Genomic DNA, 22,128 nt, shown 5'->3' with positions numbered 1-22,128 from the left:
TCTAGATGGACTGCCAGTCAGGCTTGTTGGCATAGGCCCACTTGTAGTAGTCGCGGTTGCGCAGGCGGGAGGCGGCCGCCTCGTCCACGATCACGGTGGCGTGGGGATGCATCTGGAGGGCGGAGGCCGGGCAGAAGGACGATATGCCGCCCTCTACGCTCTCGGCCACGGCTTCTGCCTTGCCAGCGCCGAAGGCCAGGAGGACCAGCTGGCGTGCCTTGAGGATGGTTCCGATTCCTTGGGTGATGCAATGGGTGGGCACCTGGTCCATGTCATTGTCGAAGAAGCGGGCGTTGTCGATGCGGGTCTGCTCGGTCAGGGTCTTGATGCGGGTGCCCGAGGCCAGGGAGGATCCGGGCTCGTTGAAGCCGATGTGTCCATCAGTGCCGATGCCCAGGATCTGCAGGTCGACGCCGCCGGCATCCTCGATTGCCTGGTCATATACGCGGCCAGCGTCCTTGATGGTGTCCAGGTTTCCATTGGGAACCCTCACCTTGGTGGGGTCCAGGCCCAGAGGCTCGACCACGGTCCGGTCGATGGTGGAACGGTAGGACTGAGGGTGGGTCGGATCCAGGCCCGCGTATTCGTCCAGGGCGAAGCCACGCACCTGGGAGACGTCGATCCCCTCCTTGTGGACCAGATCGGCCAGCGCCTTGTATGCCGCCAGTGGGCTGGATCCCGTGGCCAGACCCAGCACGCAGTCAGGCTTGCGCCGGATCAGGTCGGCCGTGCAGCGGGCATAGATCTCGCCGGCTTCCTCCTGGGACTTGACGATGATGATTTCGGTCATGATGCGATTTCCTTTCCTATAAAGTCAGATGGGCGACTGTCGGCTGTCATGCGTCCTGCCAGGGCGGCTCCGATGGCTGCGATGGGCAGGTCGGCTGGAGCCAAGCGCAACCGGTCGGGCAGACTCAGCGAGGCGATGAAGTGGCTGCAGGCCGCGCTCCTATTCAGATGCTCGGCGACCAAATCCAGCAGGGGTTGGCCGGTTTTGCTCATGCCGCCGCCCAGGATGATGACTGCGGGATCGATGGTCAGGGCCACGATCTGCACGGCCAGGGCGATACCATGGCCGATGATGTCCTGGACTTCCTGGGCGTGCTGGTTCCCCTGGCTTGCCTGGGCAATCAGGTCAGGCAGAGGGTGGGCGATTCCTGGCCAAAGTGATTCCACTGCGGAGCCTGAGGCCACGGTCTCCAGACAGCCGCACTGGCCGCACTTGCAGGGAAACTGGTGGGCATCCACCGGAATGTGTCCAATTTCGCCGATTGCTCCACTGGCTCCGTGCTCGATTCGGCCCCCGCGGATGATGCCCGCTGCCAGGCCGGTACCCAGGTTGATGAAGACCACAACATGGTCGTCCTGGTCAGGCAGGGCCCTGGGTCTGTCGCGCCCAGGCTCTGACGCGGGGTGTCGGGCCTGGTTCCGGGCGGCCTCGGAGTGGGGTGTGGTTCCAGGGGCCACCAGGGTGTCGCCGTCCTGCGATGCGGCTCCAAGAGCAGCGATGTTGACATCGTTCTCGACACGGACGGGCAGGCCGGTCGTCTTGGCAACGGCAGGGCCCAGAGCCATGTGGCGGATGCCCAGGTTGACTGCGTCATCCACTATTCCACGGTCGGCATCCACGCGCCCCGGGATGCCTAGGCCTACGGTGACAGGACCCCGATTTGGGCCCACCTGATTCAACAAGTGGCGGATAAGTGTCACCGTGTCGTCATGAACCGCCTGGTTGCCCTCGCGTGTGGGGATTCGATGGCAGGCCAGCAGGCGCTTGTCGCCGTCTATGGCCACGCCCTCGATCTTGGTGCCGCCGATGTCAATTCCCAGGCTGATCGGGCCAGCCTGGATGTTATCTGTATCCGCCTCGGGATGCGGGGTCGATGCTGCCATGGATTTCAGCGGGCCTGATTCTGGTCTGCATGTCCCTGTCCGCAGGCCCGCTTGATGGCCGTAGCGATGGAGACCGCCGGGTCGTTGTAGGGAATCAGGGTGGACTGGAAGGCATGGTAGAGGTCGGACTTGCCGGGCCAGACCGTGCCGATGACATGGTTGCTGGCATCCAACTGGTGCCACCAGGACCCGCCCTGGTGGTCGATCAAATAGTGGTCTACATAGCTGCAGAAGGTGGTGTACCAGTCGGCGTAGGTGGCCTTGCCGGTGACTGCGTAGAGGGTGGACGAGGTGTTCAGAGCCTCGGCCAGGGTCCAGTGCATGCGGTCGTGGACAACCGGGCGGCCCTGCCAGTCTGTGGTGTAGACCAGGCCCTCGGCTCCGTCGGCGGCCCAGCCATCCTCCACAGCCCTGGCGAACAGGTGCTCGGCTGCCTCGATGTAGTGGCGACGGTCGGCATCCTGATCGAACCTGCTTAGTGCGTACTGAGTGATCAGCCTGGCCCATTCAATCCCGTGGCCCGGCGTTGCCCCGTAAGGCTTGAACTGGTCGGCCTTGTTGTTCTGGTTGTAGTCCAGGTCGGCCTGCCAGTCGCTATTGAAATGCTCGGGGATGCGCCACTGGTTGTTCTCAGCCCAGCTGATGACCTGGTCGATGATGCGGCCGGCGCGCTCGCGGTAGTCCTCATTGCCGGTGGCATCGGCCACTGCCAGGAAGGCCTCGGTGCTGTGCATGTTGGCGTTGAGCCCCCGGTAGGGGTCAAGACGGGTGAAGCTGCTGTCCCAGGTGTCGACGGCCAGGCCCTTCTCGTCATCCCAGAAGTAGCGGTTGAAGATCTCCAGCGCCTGGTCCAGCAGGGCCTGCCCATCAGGGTCGCCGGCCAGCATGGCTGAGGATGCAGCCAGGACAACGAAGGCGTGTGTGTAGCAAGTCTTGCCGCTCTCGGGCTGGCCCTGCCAGGAGACCGAGGGGTACCAGCCGCCGTGTTCGTCGTCGTGCAGGTTGCCCTGGAGGGCCTGAACACCACGATGGACCAGATCTGATGCTCCCGGGTAGCCCAGGAGGCTGCCGATGGCGTAGACGTGGGTCATCCTGCAGGTGATCCAGGTCTGGATTCCCTGGTCTGGGTCGATGCTGCCGTCGTCATTGAGCCAGCCGGCGCCGCCTTGCTCGGTGGGGAACCCACGCCCGAAGTCCAGGAAGCCGTAGGTCTGCGAGGCCATGAAGATGCGGTTGGCTTCGTTGCCCAGCAGGTATCGGGGATTTATGGCGGACGATGAGACTCCCGAATGGTTCGGTGTCGTGGTCATGGCGATCGCTCCTTTGCTCAGCGAGGGGATGCAGCTGTTTCCGATGTCTGTTTACAGCCTAACACTTAATTGTTAGGAAACTGAACTTTTTATTGGCTGTCCCCGTGGTCTTGCTCACGATGCTAGTGCGCAGTCCTGAAAACCAGCAGCTTCAGTGCCGCAATGGCGAGGTATGGACCTGCCCGGGCAAGGAAGTTTACAATATAAGGTGCAAGCATGGATGGGCGTGATCACGGGGTTCAAGGCCCAATCCCCATGGCGGGTCCCCGTTCCCGCATTATCTATTGTCAGGCGAATCATGACCAGCAATACAGGCAACCTGTCCAAGGCGCTGCCCAAGTCGGTGCGGCACCACAACCGAGCCATCCTGCTCAGACTGCTCTACCCCGATGTCAGTATGACCAGGGCTGATCTGGCCCGCGCCTCAGGGCTGACCAGGGTCGCCATATCAGACATCGTGGCCGAGCTGCTGGGCGAGCATCTGCTCATGGAAGTGGGTTATAGCAAATCCACTGGGCCTGGCAAGCGGGGACGGCTGCTGCGCATCAATCCCGACGGGCGCAGCATCCTGGCCCTGGACCTTTCCACGCCCTACGTTTTCAGGGGGGCGGTGCTCAACCTGACCGGACAGGTGGTGGCGCGTGAGGAGATCCCGCTGACTGCTGACGGCAAGGTCCCCCTGGACTTGGTGGGGGAGTTGACTGATTCATTGATGCAGCGGGCAACCCACCCCGTCATGGGCATCGGCGTATCCAGTCCCGGCATCGTCAGTGCTGAAGGCGTGGTGGATGATGCCACCAACCTGGGCTGGGTTCAGACCGACCTGCGAGGCTATCTGCATGAGAAGACAGGCTTGGAGGTGACGGTCAACAACGATGCCAACAATGAGGTTTTGGCCGAGCGGCAGTTTGGCTCAGGCCAGTCCGACCTGTTGCTGGTCCATCTGGGCGACGGAGTTGGGGCAGGATTGCTGGTCTCTGGCGAGCTGGTGACCGGCTGCAATCGCGCGGCTGGCGAGATTGGCCATGTGGTCGTTGACCCCACAGGTCCGCAGTGTCGCTGTGGCAAGCGCGGTTGCCTGGAATCACTGATCAGCGTTCCCAAGCTGACTGCTGCAATGGACCGGGATCCTGACAATCTGGCCAGCATTCTGAGACGTGCTGGCGAACTGCTGGGTCGTGTTCTGACCATGCCCGCCGGCCTTATGGACATTCCCCGCGTAGCTGTCCTGGGCGACTCCAGGGTGGTCAACCGCATCTTCCTGAGTGCCATGGAGAAGACCATGAACGATGCCCTGGCCACTGATTTTCGGCGCCCATTAGTGGTCGACCGCTCGGCCTTGGGAGAGGATGCAGCCTTGCTTGGAGCCTGCTCCACGGTGGTGGCCGACCTGATCGAGCCTGACGGCACCGTCTGAAAGTGGATTAAAGAGCTGTCTCGCAACCGTGCCCGGAGTTGGTGATTCGCGCACATCGCCGAGACCTGCTACGATGGTGACTCGCATGCGGTTGGCCGAGGTCTGACCCCGGTAGCCGGATTTGCGGGCGTAGTTCATTGGTAGAATGGAAGCTTCCCAAGCTTCAGAGGCGGGTCCGATTCCCGTCGCCCGCTCTTGACTGGAATCCTGAGTTTTCAAGGAAAATGGTTGTTTATTTAGGTCTGACAACTGATTGATGGCAACAATATAGCGCGGATGTACAGGCCCTAGCGTTGACGCATAGCTATTGAATAGGCAAAGAAGCAGCCGACCTTGATTGTTACACAGGCGGAAATGGGCAGCTATAGGTCTTATAGTGCTCTTTTGTCTATATGGGTTGTGCGAAAGTTCAAGACTGATCGTCAACTCAATCTTGATACTGAATCTCGCGGGAGACTCCCTACGCCTTTAATCGCTTATTTGGCTGCTGTTGATATGCACCGCCCTAAATTGAAGCTGGAGAGTTGCTGACTCTACCTCTGGGTCATGGTCGGTGCATAGTCTTATGTCAGGATGAATAGATTCCGAATTTTTCTCCGACCGAACGAAGCCCAGCTTTCACGATACCATGCATTGTGCACTGCGGTTTCTCTTGCGGTTCTGGCTTTACGGCAGGTCGATGAAAGCTATTGTAGCCTATCCAGGATGTTGTCGCCGCCTGGGATGATGTAGTCGCAGTCCATGTTGATGCCGTTGCGGCCTTTCGCACACTGCTCGGCCCGGCATCTACCACCTACCCTGACCTTGACCTCGGCTTTAATCCGCTGTCAGTCACAGGGCAGCCGGCCGCGTCTGCGGAAAGGGAGTAGGGAAAATGTCTGCGGGCAAGTATAGTTAAGGGCCAAAGGCTTCATACCGTCGGGCCTCAACTCGTTAAAGAAATCCAAACATGCCCTATCTGGTGGGTATTACCGTCAGGGTCAGGCAAGGCGCGCGCATGCCGCTGTCATTTTTTGGACAGTTTGCGTTGCTCCCTAACTTTCTTGCGCCTTTCTATGGCTATAGGCTGTTGATACACATAGTCAAGTACGGAATCGAGAAAGCCTAGGATTTCTTCGGCGTCCTCTTTCGACACGGGCGTATTCAGGTCACCGTGGGCCATATCGTTGCCCAGCAGCCGGATTTCATGTGCTTCTTCGGCTAGCTGTCTGGTGATGATGGTCTTTGCTGCCAACTCGTCGATTTTCTCATACAGAGACCCGGAGGTGACGCCTTTGTCTTTGGCGGTCGCTTCCAACACAGTTCTGGCCATGAGCACTGCTGAACGGTAGGCAGAGATCGAGCAACAGGAATACGCCTCGGAAGCAACGGAAGCGATTTCCGTAGGAACGTCCTCATATTCCATCCCGACGGCTGCTTCTGGAATCCATTTAATTTCCTCACTGTCGTTCAGGAAGTCTTCTTGAGCTTGACTCACGTCGACATCCGATAGCGAAAAATTGTAATCAATCATGCCCAATGTCGCGTAGCCGCATGAGTCACACTTGAAGATGGCAAACCAAACCTCTGCATAGACAGGAGCGTTATTGAGGTCACCTGATATGAGCGACCCTTGTGGGGTCATATGCGAAAAACGGCCGCAATGCCAACAGATTCTCGAAGCCATGTCTCAATTATATAGACAGAAATAGCAATATGGACTGGGCATCTATGCTCGACCCTTGCAATAAACAGATTGCATTCACGAGACATTCGTATTTGCTGCTTCTCTTGGCTTTTGGCAATGATTCTGATCCGCTCCCTAGTACGGGCTGGAGGAGATAGGGGGTCTTGCCCGGCTTACGTCCCGGGATAGGTTTGTAGTGTGGCTGGATGGTGCTTACTGGTTCGGCTATTCACGGCAGTTGTCTACGGTGGTCTCCTTTTAGGTGTGTTGTCTAGCTGCTTGGCTGATGTCTTGTTACGGTGAGTCGGGCGAGCCATTCAGGGCGCAGAACCCCTAAGCCTAGGCGCATGGTCAAGAAGTCGTTGAAGTATGCCTGGTCGCCGGTGGCGCTGAGGACCTGGCTGCTGGCGTTGAGCAGGTAGTGCCTGCCGGGGTCTACATGTTCAGGATGATGGGGATCCGTAGATGGCTGGTGTTGGGCTGTTGGCCATGTTGGTGGCGATGAGGGGTGATGTTGAGGACTAATCTAGGCCATCAGTCCGGTTCCAGTCGTCCGTTCTCCTTTCTGGAAGTCGCCAATGGCATTGAAATTTGGATTTGGAAAGGTTTCAGCTTTGGTATGTATAAGTTGTTGATCGCATCTGATCCTGACCGATCTCCTGCCAAGGATGAAGCAGAGGCCCTTGCTCGAGCGTGTGCTGCGTTCCTTGCGAATCCAGATTGTTAGACGTTTGATGAAGCTGATTGACTTATAGGCGGTGAGCGAGCGTCAGCATCAGCGTTTACTCACAGGGGAATATCGCTGACGTCTATCGAGAGGAACAGTACCCCAGCCAGACTATGCAGCAAGATGATCAACGTCACTAAAACAAGCAGGATTTTTGTGACGACGTTCCACCATTTCCGGGCTTTGCGCGAGTTCCGTTTATACAAGGCAACTATATGGACAATGCCGCTTATCAGCCAGCAGACAAGCCCCACAATAGTGGTCGCAATTATCCTGTTCACCCAAGTGTCTGACGCAAAATCAACGGCATACGGGAATGCCATAAAGAACTGAATAGGAATTTTGCTATACCAGCCCCAGCTCATTGGCAGTAACAGAACCAAGCCTAGAAACCATAGGACAAGGTCGGCATGAGCGGGTACATGAATCGTGCGGCGAAGGTCGGTCTTCTCCGTATCCTCGCCTGTTTTATCCGCTTTCCGTCCCCTGCATGCCATAGCGGCAAGGCTACAGCATCTGTAGGTATGAAGAGCCACTTGCGGACGCTTCCTCACATTCCCCGTTAATCCTGTTCCGCTTGACCGCCAGTATTCACTGATGAGTTTCTCATCTGTGAAAGGTTTGACTGCGCAATCCCCAAGGAGAGTGACTATAACAAAAGACGGTACGAATCGTGGTGTGACCTTGTTTTGTTTCCACGTCTGATTGAGGCGTATGCGTGGGCTTTTGCTCGCCACATCCAATGTGAGGAAGTTATATCGCAGCTTGGCTTGTTGGCATGAGATTAAGGATGTGGTGCCTGTCAACTCAATCCGCGACTATGCCGACGTGACGCCTGCTGACCAGCTGATGGAGCGCTTCCTCGAAGCTATTACCAACACTTGGCGGCTTCTGGGCACGCTGCTTTCCGCATCGGCGAACCAATCGCGCCTATGGTTGCAAACAGGACCCTACTCAAACCTCTAGAATCTCAAGGTTAACGGAGATGTGTCCACCTTGCCCGAATATGCATCTACCTCAGGCCCTGTATACAAATAGGTAACTAATCAACCGTAGTTTCGTCCCACTTCAATCACCTCATAGTAATTTGCTCTGGTCATTTTATTCTCTTGCCCATAATCGAATCTTCGATACCTGACCTAAAAAGTTGCCAGCCCGGCAACAGTGGGGAAAGCCTCTCCTAACACCATCATTGATGAACAGTATTCCCGGAAATTCTGGTGTGTCGAAGCACGGTGCCCCAGGTCCGGCAGTGGAAGATGAGGGGGTACAGGGAAGTATCGAAAGGACGGCCATCATGGCTGATTATCACGTGCAATACGACGAGGATCGCGATCTCTGGACAGTCAAGCGGGCCGGGGCCTCACGCGTCTCCCGCACCTTCGCCACCAAGGCGGAGGCCACCAAGCAGGCCAAGGTCTTTGCAGACCGGTCCGGCGGCGGCGAGGTCAATATCCATAACAAGGGCGGCAACAAAATCCGCGACAAGCGCACCATAGGCAAGAAGGATCCCCGAGACATCAAGGGCTGAACGCCAACTGAACTCTGGGGCCTTCCCCGTCATAGGGCCTGTGCTGATGCCGAGCGCCGTGGGGATAAGCAACTATGCACTTCCAACCAGGCCCTTCTATCAGCCCGGCAGGATGTTGGGATGGTGAAGCATTGGCCGCCGTCGCTGGTCTGTATGCGTCCGCCCCCATAGACTGAAACCAACTGTGAAAGGTGGCGAGGTCGATGGCCGATGGATTCAACCAGCTGGATCAGCGGCTGGCGGACAGCGGGTATGACGAGGGTCTGCCAGCCTCCTATCCTCCTCGCCCGGATATTGATGAGCGTCCCATTCAGATAGCGCATGCCAACATCTGGAGTCGGTTTGCCGCAGTCACGGGACTGGTCTCGGCCCTGGCGGGCGCGGCCTTGCTGGCCCATGCCATAGCCCCCTCCAGACTGGGGGTCATAGGTCAGGTGGGCATCTCCGCCTGGGTGGGTGTCTCCGTGGCCTTTGCCCTCTTGACCATAATTTTGGTCATCATAGCCCGTCACTCAGGACCGGGCCCGAACCGGCCATCGGTGGGTTCGGCGGGCATTATTCTTTTGATTTGCGGAATGCTCTTGACCCTGGCAGGCCTGCTTATTGCCAACTCTTCCCCCAAGGGCATCATCAAGGCTCCTGCGCGTGACGAAGCGCCCACCAGCTCGCCCCAGGCCATGACCGGCGGTATCGACAAGGCTGCCGGACAGTGCGCCTCCGGCTGGCATGACATCAGCCCGGGCGGATATGTGGGCATCTCCCAAGCCCGGTATTGCACGGATACGACCATGGCCTACGTCGTCTTCGACAACGATTCGGCTGCCTCCCTGGCCAAGGGGCCTATCCGCGCCCGCGTGCCCGACCTGCTCTCCCGTTACGGAGGCGGATTGCAGCCCCAGGATCTATGGCTGCTGACCGGCAAGCGTTGGATGGTGGTGGGCAGCAAGGCCCAGGTGACCGGGCTGCAGAGCCAGTGGGGTGGCCAGGCCGAGCCGCTCATGGGCCAGCATTGAATGACCGGGCCTGTCGACTATCGTGGCAGGTATGGATCAAGCACAAAAGGATGACGGCGGATTGGTGGGTCGACCCTCCACGGTGGTGCCCGGCCGTTTTGGGCAGGAGCTCAAGGTCGAGCAGGTCCGTTGGTCCCGCAAGCAGGGCACAGCCAACCCCTCGCGGCCCATTTTTATACTCATGCACGGCTGGGGCTCCAACGAGGATGACATGGCGGACCTGATGCGCTACGTGGCCCCCTACAATGACTACGCCTCCCTGCGGGCGCCCATGGTGGTGCCAGGCAGCGAGCGTGGCATGTTCGGCCCGGGCTACACCTGGTTTCACGATATGCGCCCCGAGCAGGAGGACCTGGATCGAGATGGCTACGCAGCGGCCCGGGCAGTGGATGCCTGGGTTTCAGCCAACATCCCCGAGGACCGACCTGTGGTGGCCATGGGCTTCTCCCAGGGGGCCATGCTGGCTGTTCATCTGCTTCGGGTCAACCCTGAGCGTTACCGGGCCTCCATATGTCTGTCCGGGTTTCTGGCCCCGGGCCTGGTGCCAGGCACCGCTCCCGCGGATGAGCGCCTGGCCGGTTTGAACAAGCCGGTCTTCCTGGGGTTCGGCTCGGACGACACCACGGTGCCCAAGTACGAATTCCGCGCTCTGGCCGCCTGGCTGGACGAGCACGTTTGGCTGCACACCACCGAGTACGACCACATGGAACATGCTGTCGATATGCGCGAGATGAACGACCTTCGCCAGTGGCTGGGCGAGATCGATGTGACCTCGGGCCTTATGTAGATCGGCTCACAGGGCCGAGTCGGCATCGACCTGCATGACGTAGACATTGCGGCGCATCTTCCTGGCCGTCGTACGCGAGATCTCCCCGGATTCGACCATGTCCTGGATCTGGCTCAGCTCGATGGCATACCCTTCGCGCTTGGCCTCCTCCACCTGATCCCTGACGGCAGGTATCCCCGCGTATTCGGTCTTTCCCTCCGCCGAGGATTCGATCATCTGGTGGTTGATGATGGTGGTCAGCAGGTCTTCGGTCTTGAAGCGTCCCTTGCCCAGCTCGGAGTAAAGCTTTTCGATCAGGAAGTGGTTCATCTCCGCCTGCAGGTGGCGTCCTGCCACGTAGACCTGGTCCTTGTCAATCGGCTGGGTCAGGTGCTTCAGGCGGTGGAACTGGCTGTGCAGCAGTCCCCTGAGTCGTCTGCGAGCCGTGTAGGCCCTCCAGCGAAGTTCCCCGCCCCTGTCCAGGTGGAAGAGGGAGCCGGATATGGTGGACAGAATCCTGCGGGCGGCCTGTTCCTGGCTGCGCAGATTCAGCAGTTCCTCCTGGTCGTCTCCGCGCTCGCTGCGCTGGTCGATCAGCTGGGCGTCGGCATCCCTGTCGGCTACGGTTTCGGCCTCGGTGCTGGGTTCGGCCCCGGTCTCGTTCCCGGTGGCAGACTGCGTTGGTGCAGGTGCCTGCTCCATGCCTGGGTCTTCGCTCTTAAGCTTCTCCTCCAGCTGATCCTGAGCCTCTTCGATCCGGCTCAGCCGCTCCTCCATGTAGTCCTGCTCCCACTCCATGGTCTGCACCTGCAGGTCCTGGAAGTCCTTGGGGGAGTACTGGCCGATCTGCGACTTGAGCTTGGCGATGCGGTGGTTGTACTGCTTGATCACCTGCTGGATGGCCAGCCGGTTCTCGTCGGTAATCCTGCTTGAGAGCTCACGGACCGTGCCCCTGAGCACCTTGATTGATTTTTCGACCTGCTGGGCCGGGACCTCGCTGCTTTGTGAGGGGGCCAGAAGCGGCAGGGCGAAGTTGGCCAGCACCAGGGTGACGATGATGACCCCGGCGGCCACGAAGATCAGCTCGCTGCGCATGGGGAAGGCGGAACCGTCGTCGGTCATATAGGGGATGGTCAGGGCCAGGGAGAGGGTGATGGTTCCCTTGGGGCCGCCGAAGGTCATGACGGCAGCCGACCTGAGGAGCTTGGACGTGACCCGTGGTCTGCTGCCGGTTCCACGATCCTTGGTGAAGATCAGGACGCTGGCTGTCCAGAGGAAGCGCAGCACGATCACGGTCAGGCAGACCAAGGCGATGGTGGCCACCAGCATCCAGTTGCTGACCCGCCGGTCTCGCCAGCTGGTGCCCATGGCCGCCGGCAACAGCATGCCCAGAAGGACGAAGACTGCGCCGTTGAGGCTGAAGGAGAGCACCTTCCACACGCTGGACGAGACGATGTTGGCCTTGGAGGTATTGGGTCCCACTCCGGTGTGGTCGAAGCGGATCAGCAGTCCGGTGGAGACCACGGCCAGGACTCCGGACACATGCAGGATGTCCTGCCCGACCATGTAAATCAGGAAAGGCAGGAAGAGCTCCAGCAGGATCCGGGTAGTGGTGGTTTCCCAGCCCAGGCGGCGGGCCGACTCAAAGAGCCAGTTGACCACAAAGCCCATGATCAGACCGAAGCCGATGCCACCCACGAATTCGAGGAGGAACTCGCCCAGGGCCTTGGGCAGGGAGAAGGAACCGGTCACGGTAGCCAGGATGGCGAACTGGAAGCCGATGACACCGGTGGCGTCGTTGAAGAGCGATTCGCCGGCAAGGATTGAATGTTCGTCTGGCGTGAGGTCGGCGCTCTCCCCTAGTGAGGAGACGGCCACGGCATCGGTGGGCCCCAGGGCGGCGCCCAGGGCCATGGCCGCGGCCAGTGGGAACATGGGCCAGGCAGCGTGCAGGATAACCCCCACCATGATCATGGTCAGGGCGGCCAGTCCGATGGCCAGGGAAAGAGAGGATCGCAGTCCCTTGAGCAGCTCCACCTTGTTGATGGTGTGGGCCTCGTAGTAGAGCAGGGGCGCGATGAACAGGACCATGAACAGCTCAGGGTCCAGCCGCATCCGCGGGAAAATGGGCAGCAGGGCCATTACTGCGCCCAGGACGATTTGAACCAGCGGGGTGGAAATCCGGGGAATGAACCTGGAGATGAAGGAAGAGACGAGGACGGCAGCAAGTATGCACAGAATGAGGATGAATGTTTCCACGGGCTTCCTTTCCGCCACGCAATCCCGGGCGGGCTGCCGCAGGCCCGACTAGCAGGGTTCGTTCGACCAATGAAGGAATCTCCGAGTGCAGGGTCGCATGAGGATCGACGTCGCACAGTCCATTATACGGAATGGTGATATCCAGGAACAGCATCAATGGACAATGTGCGCCAAGTTGACACCTCAAGCCAAAATGGTGGACAGACTGCGCTCGCGATAGGCGAACATTTGTGAAAATCCGGCCCGGGGACCCCTCGTAAGCGCATGAAAGGCCGGCTCAATCGGTATACTCGTGAAAACCGGGAAGGCTCCGAACCTCCCAGAGGTGCACCGCTTGCGGCGGTTGATCATGGAGCCCCATCTCTTGACCCCGGGGACTTGCGTGCACGCTATTGTTTCCCCGATGCTTTTGGACATCCCCCGGTCCGGAAGGAAGATTGCAAGAACGACTGCAGAGGGTCGCATGCGGGGACAAATGACCGATCCGGTTTGGAAAGGCCAGGTTGACCGATGACATCATCCATGACATCTACAAACATTAAGAATCAGAGCGCAGCGGCAGCAGGGACCGACATGCGTTTCGACGACACCGATTGGCATAGCCTGGAGACTTCGGCTGTGCTGGAGACCCTGCGCACCGGGGACCAGGGTTTGGATACGCAGGAGAGCGCACGCCGACTGGAGCTCTTCGGGCCCAACAGCCTGGCCGAGGCCCAGGCCAAACCCCGTTGGAAGCTCTTCCTGGAGCAGTTCGCCGGCCCCCTGATCGCCGTCCTGATGGTCTGCGGCATCATCACCATTTTTCTGCAGCACTATGTGGACGCTGCGGCCATTTTCCTGGTCCTTTTCCTCAATGCCATCATCGGCTATGTGCAGGAGTCCAAGGCCGACAAGGCCGTAGAGGCCCTGACCACCCTGTCCACCCCCACCACGCGGGTGGTGCGTCAGGGCCGGATGGAGCAGATTGACGCCGACCAGCTGGTGCCGGGCGACCTGGTCCTCCTGGAGAGCGGCGATCGCATCCCCGCCGACCTGAGGCTGATCGAAGCCCTCCACCTGCGCATCGACGAGGCCATGCTGACGGGCGAGAGCGAGGATGCCAAGAAGAATACGGACCCCGTGGACCGCGATGCAGCCCTGGGCGACAGGCACTGCATGGCCTTCTCGGGCACCATGGTCACCAGTGGCCGTGGCCGAGGTCTGGTGGTGGCCACCGGCTCGGACACCGAGCTGGGCGAAATCAACGATCTGGTCCATGTGGCCAAGGGTCGCACCCCCCTACAGCGGATAATCCACCGCACCGAGGTGGCCATCGCCGTCGCCGTCATTCTGGTGGCCATCTTCGTCTTCATCGGCGGAGCCATCCTCAACGGCGACGCTACGGGGGCCTTCCTGTCTGCAGTCTCCCTGGTGGTGGCCTCCATGCCAGAGGCCCTGCCCATCGTGCTGACGGTGGCCATGGCCTTGGGAGTTTCGAGGATGGCCGAATACCATGCCATCGTCCGCTCTCTGCCGGCCGTTGAAACCCTAGGTTCCATCACCGTCATCGGCTCGGACAAGACCGGCACGCTGACCCAGAACCGTATGACCGTGGAACAGTTCACCCTGGGCGGCGGCCAGCCCGTCCCCGTCGAGGGCCTGGACCTGGGCAAAGCGGCTGTATCCGACGACGACCGTATGCGTGGTCTGGCCGCACTTGCCCGGGCCGGGGCTCTGACCAATGAGGCCCACCGGCAGCCGAATGAACAAGGCGGCATCGAATACAGCGGCGACGCGGTCGATATGGCCATGGCCCGCCTGGCCGACCAGACCGGGGCCGTGACCACCGAAGACCTGGAGGCTCCTATCGTCATGGAGACCCCCTACGAGCCGGAGCTGCTCCACTCCATGACCATCCGCCGCAGCCCTGACGGCACCCTGACCCAATACGTCAAGGGCGCCCCGGACGCGGTCATGGCCATGAGCCGAACCATGCTGGACCCGGATGGCCAGGTTGTTCCCCTGGACACCCAGGCCGTCCACAAGTCCTACGAAGCCATGGGCTCCCAGGGGCTGCGCGTCATAGGCGTGGCCAGCAGGGTCCTTTCCCCTGACCAGGATCCCGCTTCCCGCCGTCGACCAGACGATCTGACATTCCTGGGGCTTGAGGGCATGCTCGACCCGCCTCGACCCGGCGTGCGCGAGGCCATCGCCGACTGCGCCGGGGCCGGCATCCGTGTGGTCATGATCACCGGCGACCACCCGGTGACCGCAGCCGCAATAGGCCGCCGACTGGGCCTTGAGCACACCGACCAGGCGCTGACCGGTAGCGAGATGCTGGAGATGAGCGACGAGGTCCTCCGGGCCCGTCTGCGCGAGACCTCCATCGCCGCCCGCGTCTCCCCCCAGGACAAGCTGCGCATTGTGGAGGCCTTGCAGGATGAGGGCCATGTGGTGGCTGTGACCGGCGACGGCGTCAACGACGCCCCGGCCCTGAAGGCCGCCTCGGTGGGCATCGCCATGGGTCGTTCCGGCACCGACGTGGCCCGGGAGGCAAGCGATGTGGTCCTGACCGACGACAACTTCGTCACCATCACCCAGGCCGTGCGCCAGGGGAGGGTCATCTTCAAGGCCATCCGCGGATCCGCCTACTTCCTCCTGTCCACGGCTGCAGCCGCCATGATCGCCGTCGGGGTCAATGTGATCTCCGAGGAGCCCCTGCTCTTCCTGCCCCTGCAGATGCTCTGGATCAACTTCGTGACCAACGGTGTCCAGGATATTGCCCTGGGATTCGAACCAGGCAACGGGGATGAACTGGAGTCGCCCCCACGTTCGTCTGGAGAGGGCCTGCTCTCGCGGGTGCTCTGGGCGCGACTGGCCGTCTGCGGGCTCTGGATGGCCACCTGCATCCTGGTCCTCTTCCGCCTCAACATCAACGCGGGAATGGATCTGGCCCACGCCCGGACCATCGCCCTGACCCTGCTGGTCCTCTTCAACTTCTTCGTCGCCATGTCGGCCAGGTCCGAGAACAGGTTGATCTTCCAACTCAATCCCTTGGACAACACCTTCCTTCTGGTGGCCTCGTTCGTGGCCCTGGGCATCCATGCGGGGGCCATGTATCTGGCTCCGGTTGCAGGCGTACTGGGCATGGCCCCTTTGAGCGCAAGCCAGTGGCTTATCTGCCTGGTGATCGGGCTGACGGTTCTGATCTTCAGCGAGGGCGACAAGATGGTTCGTGCCTTCCTGGCCAAGCGTGGCATCGACACGTCGGGGCGGCCCAAGGGCCATCTGCACCATGTGCGTCGCCGCATCGCGGGCATGATCAACTGAACCGACCTGTCGGGCTGGACTGTCAGACTGAACCCGTGCAAGAACGGTGGAAGGCGCCCATGGAGGAGGCCCTGCGGCTGGCCGGCATAGCCGGAGACCGGGGGGATGTGCCCGTGGGCGCCTTGGTCTTAGATGCCTCGGACCGGGTCATCGGTCGGGGCTTCAACCAGCGGCAGGCCCTGGGCCGTCCCCTGGCCCACGCCGAGATGGAGGCCATCGGGGAATCCGACGCGGGCTGGGATTTGGCTGGGTGCACCATGGTCGTCACCCTGGAGCCCTGCCCCATGTGTGCAGGAGCCCTGATGGCCTGCCACTTCAGCAGGGTGGTCTTCGGCGCCTGGGACCCCAAGATGGGGGCCTGCGGGTCGGTCTGGGATCTGCCCCGTGACCCGCACACCGGAACGAAGGTCGAGGTGCTGGGCGGTGTGTGCGAACAGGCATGCGCCGGGATCCTTGCCGGCTTCTTCGCCCGGCACCGCCGGGACTGAGTCTCGTTTTCAGCGGCGGTTGTGATTGGCCCTGTACCGCTGGAAGGCCGGGGTGACTTGGAGAGCCGCCCAGATGCAGCGCAGGACGATCAGGCAGAGGTAGGCGGCGAACAGGTTTGCGCCCACTCGCGCGCTGACCCCTGAGGCCGCCCAGGTGCCCACCGGCGTGGTCAGAGCGGCCACGATTCCCAGAAGCAGCCCCTGACCGGCGTGAACCAGGTGGTGGCGCAGGTTGGTGAACGTTCCCGACAATGAACTGGGCAGAATGGCCAGCAGGGAGGTTCCCCTGGCGATCAGGTCGCTGGCGCCCAGCAGGGCTAGGGCCGGTACTGCAATGGCTCCGCCCCCAACGCCCAGCAACCCTGACAGGGTTCCGATCAGGACGCCGACCAGCAGAATGATCAGGGCCACCGCCGGACTCAGCCGGATGCTGCTCTCCCTGGAGGGCGTGGACAGCAACTGCTGGGCAATGACTGCCATCAGGAAGCACACGTAGAGCCACCTGAGTATCACCTCAGGAAGCCGGTCCAGCAGCCAGGTGCCGATCTGCGCCCCAATGACCGTGCCCACGGCCAGCAGCAGGGCCGCCAGCCAGTCCACATGCCCTCCAAGGGCGTAGGAGGCCACGCCGGCCAGCGACATGGGGATCATGGAGGCCAGTGAGGTGGCCGAGGCCTGCCGTTGCTGCAGTCCGGTCCACACCAGGGCCGGTACGATGATCGATCCGCCGCCGATGCCGAACATCCCCGACAGGAATCCGCTGATCACGCCCACCAGGACCAGGATGGCCAGGGTCCGCCGGTCCATCCTGCCGGCTCCGCTCTGCTCTTTCTGCATGGGTTCCAGCCTAGGTCGACGTTTTCTCCGGGATGACAGGATGTCCGCGTATGCGGCCAAGTCCTCCAAGGTGCAGGAATCCGGGCGTATTCCAGTCCTTATGTCCACCATGCGACCGTTGCCTCGGTTCCCTTCTGCCGTCTCGGCATACTGCTTGGTATCCCCCGGGCCGGTCCCCGGAGGTGCGTTGCCTAATCAAGAGAACAAAGAGGGTGTGTTTCGATGCGTTATACGGTCATCGGTGCCGGAGCCATGGGCTATCGTCTGGGCGTGCTGCTGCAGGAGCAGGCCGGCCTGCAGGTGGATTTCGTGGATACCTGGATGCCCAATATTGACAAGGTTCATGACCAGGGAGGCGTCTATGTTTCCCGCGATCATGAGAATCGGCATTTGGTGCCCGTCAACATTTACACCCCCGAGGACTACAAGGGCGACCCCGACGTCTGGATCGTCATGCTCAAGCAGATGCAGCTTGAGGGGGTCCTGGAGCGTTGCGCACCGCTCTTCCGCGACCATCAGGTGGTCTTCTCGGCCATGAATGGCTGGGGGCACTTCGACAAGCTGCTCAAGTACTTCCCCAAGGAGCGCATCTACGGCGGCACGGCCATGATCGGCACGGTCCTCAATGGGCCGGGCGACGTGGACTTCATCGGCAAGTCCGGGGGCGGTTCCATGCACCTGTGTGCCATGACCGAGCAGACCACCGACCTGGAGCGCCGGATGGCCGAGGACTTCAAGGCCGCCAACCTCAACCCCATCCTGACCGAGAACTTCGAGGGCACCTGCCTGGCCAAGATCATCTTCAACTCGGTGGTCAACACCATCTGCACCATGTACCAGATCACCATGGGCCAGTTCATCTCCTACCCGGGGGCCAAGGACATGTCCCGCCAGCTGATCGACGAGGCCTATGACGCCTGCGAGCGGGCCGGCAAGCAGTTGATTCAGACCCGCCAGGAGACCCTGGACGAGGTGGACTACGTCAGCCGCGTGGGCAACCCGCTCCACTACCCCTCCATGTACCAGGACATGTCCAAGGGCCGTCCGACCGAGGTGGACTACATCAACGGCTACCTGGCGCGCCTGGGCCGCGAGCATGACTACGTCTGCCGGACCCAGGAGTTCCTGACCCACGGTGTCCACCTGGCCGAGCTGGCCTTCCGCGTCCACCATGAGGAGCAGTCCGATCAGGGGTGATGCCAAGGGGCTACTGAGCAGATTTCCATGAATTACTTTCCCAAGTAAGAAAAACACGCACTTCCAGACAAGTTAGCCGCGGGCCCCTAGCATGGAGCCTGATTTATCAGTGTCGGCGACCGGCATCGCCGGGCTTATGGCGGAGGTGTCATGGAGGATCATCGCGACGGCCCAAGGATGGGGTCTTATCGGAGCAAATCGAATCCGGGGGTTCCCCTCAGGTTGGTTTACATGGAACAATCCGGGTTGTCCCTTGCCGTCCTCTTCCCGGGGAAGGGTCTGCCGCGAATAGTTCACTGGGGCGATCCAGTGGCCGATCCGCAGGCCCTTCTGGGAACCTACGACGCTCTGGCCCCGCAGCGGGTCTCGGGAGGCCTGGATCTGACGGCCTGGCCCAGCATCCTTCCGACCCAGTCCGAGGCTTGGACCGGACAGCGCCGACTGCGTATCAGCCGCGGCGGTGTTGAGGTCTTTTGCTGCTTCCAGGTGGAATCAGTCGATCTGGGTGCAGAACCGATCCGGCCTGACGACTCCGCTGTCCCGACGCTGAAGGTTCAGGCCCGTGACCGGAACCAGGGCGTGGGGCTGACCTGGCGTTGCCAGGTGCTTCCGTCCGGCCTCGTCAGGCAGCGTGCGGACCTGTTCAACCTGGACACGGCCAGAGATCTGGATGTCAACGGCCTGGAGCTGGCTTTTCCTTTGCCGGCCGAGGCAACCGAGATTCTGACCACCACCGGTCACCACCTGCGCGAGCGCAGTCCACAACGTCAGCCCTTGACCGTAGGCCGTCTGGAGCGTCCAAGCCTGGTGGGCCGGCCGGATTTTGACTCCTCCCTGGTCATGTGCGCTGGTCGACCCGGGTTCGGATTCGAACATGATGAGGTATACACAGTCCACTTGGGCTGGAGCGGCAATGGTCTGCTCAGCGCCGAGAGGATTCCTTCGACTCCCGCATCGCTGGGCGGCGGCGAGATTCTGATGGCCGGGGAGATCACGCTTCCTCCTGCTGGCGGTCATTCCGACCAGCCGGCGTATTCCACGCCCTGGCTCTATGGTTCCCGGGGCAAGGGGCTGGACCAGGCGGCCAATCGGTATCATGCTTTCCTGCGGTCCCTGCATCCTGGGTTGGCCTCACGTCCCAGACCCGTCACTCTGAACACCTGGGAGGCGGTCTACTTCGACCAGTCCTATGACAAGCTGGCTGCCCTGGCCGAACAGGCCGCCCATGTAGGTGTGGAGCGCTTTGTCGTTGATGATGGGTGGTTCCAGGGCAGGCGTTCGGATGAGTCCGGGCTGGGGGACTGGTCCATCGATCGGCAGGTATGGCCCGAGGGGTCTAAGAGCCTGGAGGCCCTGGCTGCCAGGGTGCATCAGCTGGGAATGGAATTCGGCCTCTGGTTCGAGCCCGAGATGATCAGTCCGGACTCAAACGTCTTTCGCGAACATCCTGACTGGGTCATGTCCCCGAGGCCTTCCCGGCTGCCCGTCGCAGGACGTAACCAGCAGGTCATGGATCTGACCAATCCCGATGCCTTTGCCTATGTGTTCGAGGCTATGGACTCGCTCATTGCGCTTATGGACATCGACTACATCAAATGGGATCACAATCGCTACGTGACCGAGGCCTGCTCTCCCCGGTCGGGACGTCCTGCCGTGCATGCGCAGACCGAAGCGGTCTATGGAATCATGTGCGACCTGAAAACCAGGCATCCCGGCTTGGAGATAGAGTCCTGCGCTTCAGGGGGCGCCCGCATCGATCTGGGCGTATTGCAATATGCCGACAGGGTCTGGGTTTCGGACTGTGTTGATCCGGTCGAGCGGGCCGACATCCAGCGGTACACATCCCTGCTGGTGCCGCCGGAGATGATGGGTGAGCATGTGGGTGATTCCCCAGCCCATTCCACCGGCCGCGCCACCTCGCTCGGTCTGCGTGCTGCCATGGCTTTCTTCGGTCATATGGGCGTGGAATGGAACCTGCTTGCCGTGCCCCGGGATCAGCTGGATGAGTTGGGGCGCTGGATCGATTTTTACAAGCAGTGGAGGCATATGCTGCATACCGGTCATGTTGTACATGGCGATGCACCAGACCCGGCGGTCCGCTTGGATGGGGTGGTCTCTGCTGACGGATCGCAGGCACTCTACCGCTTCACCCAGTTGACCTCTTCGGTCAATTACCCCCCGCAGCCCTTGGCGCTTCCCGGCCTGGACCCCAAGGCTGACTACCGGATCAGGCCCTTGGACATCTGCTGTGACCTGGATCGGATCGGCAACGGACAAAGCCCTCTGGGCTGGTGGCGTCCCCAAGGCGTAGTCCTCCCGGGTGCGGCCTTGGGCGCTCAGGGAATCCGGCCACCGGTCATCCATCCGGCGGAGGCAGTGATTTTTGAAGCGAGCCGTATCTGAATCCGTCCAGCCGCTTCCTCGCTCATTCGGGCTTATCGGTCTCTTCGGGACCCTGCAGGTACCGGGCGATTGCTCTGGCCGCGGGGGCTTGGGCCCAGCGGAGCCAGTCGCCGTCGATGATCTTCACGGGGACATCGACCATCTGGCTGTGGCGGAATGAGGCCGTGCCCTTGCGTACGGATTCGGTACACCTCTTCATCAGATAGGAGGTCTCCCCGCCCACCAGAACCTTCTCGGGCAGGGCCACGTTGGCCACCAGGGCGATCAGCACCCCTAGCCGATAACCGGTCAGATTGAGCAGGGTCTCCGCCTGCGGCATGTCCTCCTCCAGGTCTTTGACCAACTTGTCAAGGCCGGCGGCCTGGCCGATGGCATGCGAGTACTGCTCAGCCAGGGATCCTGTAGTCAGGCACTGGGCGCAGCCGCGATGGCCCAGATAGCAGACCGGTCCGTCCGGATCCACCAGCTGATGACCGATCAGCCCAAAACCTTCATCTGGTGAGGAGACGGGCATGCCGTGCTCGCTTAAGGCATAGCCGATGCCGGATCCCATGGTGATCAGAGCGAATCGATCCAGCCCGATGCCCTCGCCGAACCATCCTTCGTACAGGGCCAGGGCATCCAGATCGTTGAAGACCAGACAAGGCAGATCACATGTGTCCTCCATCTGGGCGGCAAGATCAACGGGCTCGCTCCAATGCAGGAAGGGGGCGTAGGTGACGACCCTGTCCTGCTCCGCCCGTCCGCCCAGGGAGACGGCAAGGCCGGAGGGGCTGGGCAGCCCGGCCTGGCTGATTTCGCGCATGCAGTCCTGCGTAAGGTTCGACAGCATCCTTACGACTTGGCCCGGGCTTCGTTGTCGAATGTGATGGCTGTGGGGCCGGCCGACGGGTCGGCAGGCCAGGTCCGTCGCCGTGGCCAGCGCAGTGCCACCGTGAAGATTGATGCCAATGAAGGTCTTGGCTTCCCGGCGGATGACCAGGGCCTGCTGCGGTCTTCCTACGCTGCCGGGACCATGCTTGCGGCCATCCTGCCTTCCTGGTTCGTCTGCCTGTGGTAGAGTGCCGGCTTCCCTGATGACCCCGCGGTGTGTCAGATCGTTGGTGATGCGCGATACGGCACCCTGGGTCAGGTTGAATCGCCGCGCCAGAGCCACTCTGGAGATCGGGCCGTGCTGGAGGATTTCAACGGCGATGCGGTGGGTGTATTCGGAGGCTGTGAACCAGGCTGGGAACGACCGTGCCTCTCCTGAGCGGTCGGTGTTCTCGTGGTGGTTGGATCTCTGGTTGTCTCTGTCGGCCACGGCGCCTCC

Annotated in this window: 16 protein-coding genes and 1 tRNA gene; 9 read left to right on the top strand and 8 right to left on the bottom strand. The window is 61.2% G+C overall.

From position 1 onward, the window contains the following. Position 1 precedes the first annotated feature (1 nt). Genes nagB through H3U89_RS03155 form a run of 3 tightly spaced genes read right to left on the bottom strand, consistent with a single transcriptional unit; the run spans position 2 to position 3,203 of the window. Entirely contained in the window at positions 2 to 790 is a 789-nt protein-coding gene (gene nagB, locus H3U89_RS03165) for a glucosamine-6-phosphate deaminase (protein WP_198178529.1), read from the bottom strand. Continuing rightward, a complete protein-coding gene (locus tag H3U89_RS03160) occupies positions 787 to 1,893 on the bottom strand; it encodes an ROK family protein (RefSeq protein WP_198178530.1) in 1,107 nt (368 codons plus the stop codon). The genes nagB and H3U89_RS03160 overlap by 4 nt, the downstream gene beginning before the upstream one ends. Positions 1,894 to 1,898: 5 nt before the next feature. Continuing rightward, positions 1,899 to 3,203 carry an AGE family epimerase/isomerase gene (locus tag H3U89_RS03155; protein WP_198178531.1) on the bottom strand — a complete coding sequence of 435 codons (1,305 nt, stop codon included), beginning with the start codon at positions 3,201 to 3,203 and terminating at the stop codon, positions 1,899 to 1,901. A gap of 298 nt (positions 3,204 to 3,501) precedes the next feature. Between H3U89_RS03155 and H3U89_RS03150 the strand changes: the two genes are divergently transcribed. Beyond that, on the top strand, positions 3,502 to 4,620 hold the full coding sequence (locus H3U89_RS03150; protein ID WP_044097946.1) for an ROK family transcriptional regulator: 1,119 nt from the start codon (positions 3,502 to 3,504) through the stop codon (positions 4,618 to 4,620). Positions 4,621 to 4,743: 123 nt separating this feature from the next. Further along, positions 4,744 to 4,814: transfer RNA gene (locus tag H3U89_RS03145), tRNA-Gly, on the top strand. An 812-nt stretch (positions 4,815 to 5,626) separates the two neighbouring features. On the opposite strand, the gene H3U89_RS03140 is transcribed toward H3U89_RS03145, so the two are convergent. Together H3U89_RS03140 and H3U89_RS03135 are read right to left on the bottom strand one after the other, a co-directional pair. After that, positions 5,627 to 6,286, bottom strand: coding sequence for a DUF4145 domain-containing protein (locus H3U89_RS03140; RefSeq protein WP_081709115.1), 660 nt, complete (start codon positions 6,284 to 6,286; stop codon positions 5,627 to 5,629). A 786-nt stretch (positions 6,287 to 7,072) separates the two neighbouring features. Next, positions 7,073 to 7,510: a hypothetical protein gene (locus tag H3U89_RS03135; RefSeq protein ID WP_198178532.1), complete on the bottom strand. Its 438-nt coding sequence runs from the start codon at positions 7,508 to 7,510 to the stop codon at positions 7,073 to 7,075. 800 nt (positions 7,511 to 8,310) lie between these two features. Here H3U89_RS03135 and H3U89_RS03130 point away from each other — a divergent pair. From H3U89_RS03130 to H3U89_RS03120, 3 genes are all read left to right on the top strand, one after another. Continuing rightward, the gene (locus H3U89_RS03130) at positions 8,311 to 8,544 is read left to right on the top strand and encodes a DUF2188 domain-containing protein (protein ID WP_144085876.1); all 234 of its coding nucleotides are present in this window, start codon (positions 8,311 to 8,313) and stop codon (positions 8,542 to 8,544) included. A gap of 203 nt (positions 8,545 to 8,747) precedes the next feature. Next, positions 8,748 to 9,557, top strand: coding sequence for a hypothetical protein (locus tag H3U89_RS03125; protein ID WP_198178533.1), 810 nt, complete (start codon positions 8,748 to 8,750; stop codon positions 9,555 to 9,557). Between the two features lie 31 nt (positions 9,558 to 9,588). Then, positions 9,589 to 10,344 carry an alpha/beta hydrolase gene (locus H3U89_RS03120; RefSeq protein ID WP_198178534.1) on the top strand — a complete coding sequence of 252 codons (756 nt, stop codon included), beginning with the start codon at positions 9,589 to 9,591 and terminating at the stop codon, positions 10,342 to 10,344. Between the two features lie 6 nt (positions 10,345 to 10,350). Here the strand turns inward: H3U89_RS03120 and H3U89_RS03115 are convergent, their stop codons facing one another. Then, positions 10,351 to 12,582: a cation:proton antiporter domain-containing protein gene (locus tag H3U89_RS03115; protein ID WP_198178535.1), complete on the bottom strand. Its 2,232-nt coding sequence runs from the start codon at positions 12,580 to 12,582 to the stop codon at positions 10,351 to 10,353. A gap of 522 nt (positions 12,583 to 13,104) precedes the next feature. Between H3U89_RS03115 and H3U89_RS03110 the strand changes: the two genes are divergently transcribed. Then, positions 13,105 to 15,891 carry a cation-translocating P-type ATPase gene (locus H3U89_RS03110; protein ID WP_232345475.1) on the top strand — a complete coding sequence of 929 codons (2,787 nt, stop codon included), beginning with the start codon at positions 13,105 to 13,107 and terminating at the stop codon, positions 15,889 to 15,891. Positions 15,892 to 15,950: 59 nt separating this feature from the next. After that, complete coding sequence (locus H3U89_RS03105) at positions 15,951 to 16,379, top strand: nucleoside deaminase (protein WP_198179411.1); 429 nt, start codon at positions 15,951 to 15,953, stop codon at positions 16,377 to 16,379. Between the two features lie 9 nt (positions 16,380 to 16,388). On the opposite strand, the gene H3U89_RS03100 is transcribed toward H3U89_RS03105, so the two are convergent. After that, positions 16,389 to 17,327 carry a sulfite exporter TauE/SafE family protein gene (locus tag H3U89_RS03100; RefSeq protein WP_269748836.1) on the bottom strand — a complete coding sequence of 313 codons (939 nt, stop codon included), beginning with the start codon at positions 17,325 to 17,327 and terminating at the stop codon, positions 16,389 to 16,391. A 111-nt stretch (positions 17,328 to 17,438) separates the two neighbouring features. Here H3U89_RS03100 and H3U89_RS03095 point away from each other — a divergent pair, with 111 nt between their 5' ends. After that, the gene (locus tag H3U89_RS03095) at positions 17,439 to 18,413 is read left to right on the top strand and encodes a ketopantoate reductase family protein (RefSeq protein WP_198177007.1); all 975 of its coding nucleotides are present in this window, start codon (positions 17,439 to 17,441) and stop codon (positions 18,411 to 18,413) included. A 177-nt stretch (positions 18,414 to 18,590) separates the two neighbouring features. Next, a complete protein-coding gene (locus tag H3U89_RS03090; protein WP_198179413.1) occupies positions 18,591 to 20,816 on the top strand; it encodes an alpha-galactosidase in 2,226 nt (741 codons plus the stop codon). A gap of 22 nt (positions 20,817 to 20,838) precedes the next feature. Here the strand turns inward: H3U89_RS03090 and H3U89_RS08490 are convergent, their stop codons facing one another. Next, positions 20,839 to 22,119 (bottom strand): ROK family transcriptional regulator, encoded by a 1,281-nt coding sequence (locus tag H3U89_RS08490; protein WP_198178538.1) that lies wholly within the window; start codon positions 22,117 to 22,119, stop codon positions 20,839 to 20,841. Between the last annotated feature and the right edge of the window lie 9 nt (positions 22,120 to 22,128).

Origin of the sequence: Bifidobacterium sp. W8104 (assembly GCF_016100735.1) — a bacterium.
In the GTDB taxonomy this organism is placed as follows: Bacteria; Actinomycetota; Actinomycetes; order Actinomycetales; family Bifidobacteriaceae; genus Bombiscardovia; species Bombiscardovia choladohabitans.
The sequence above is the reverse complement of the archived record's forward strand: the minus strand, read 5'-3'. Positions and strand labels throughout refer to the sequence as shown.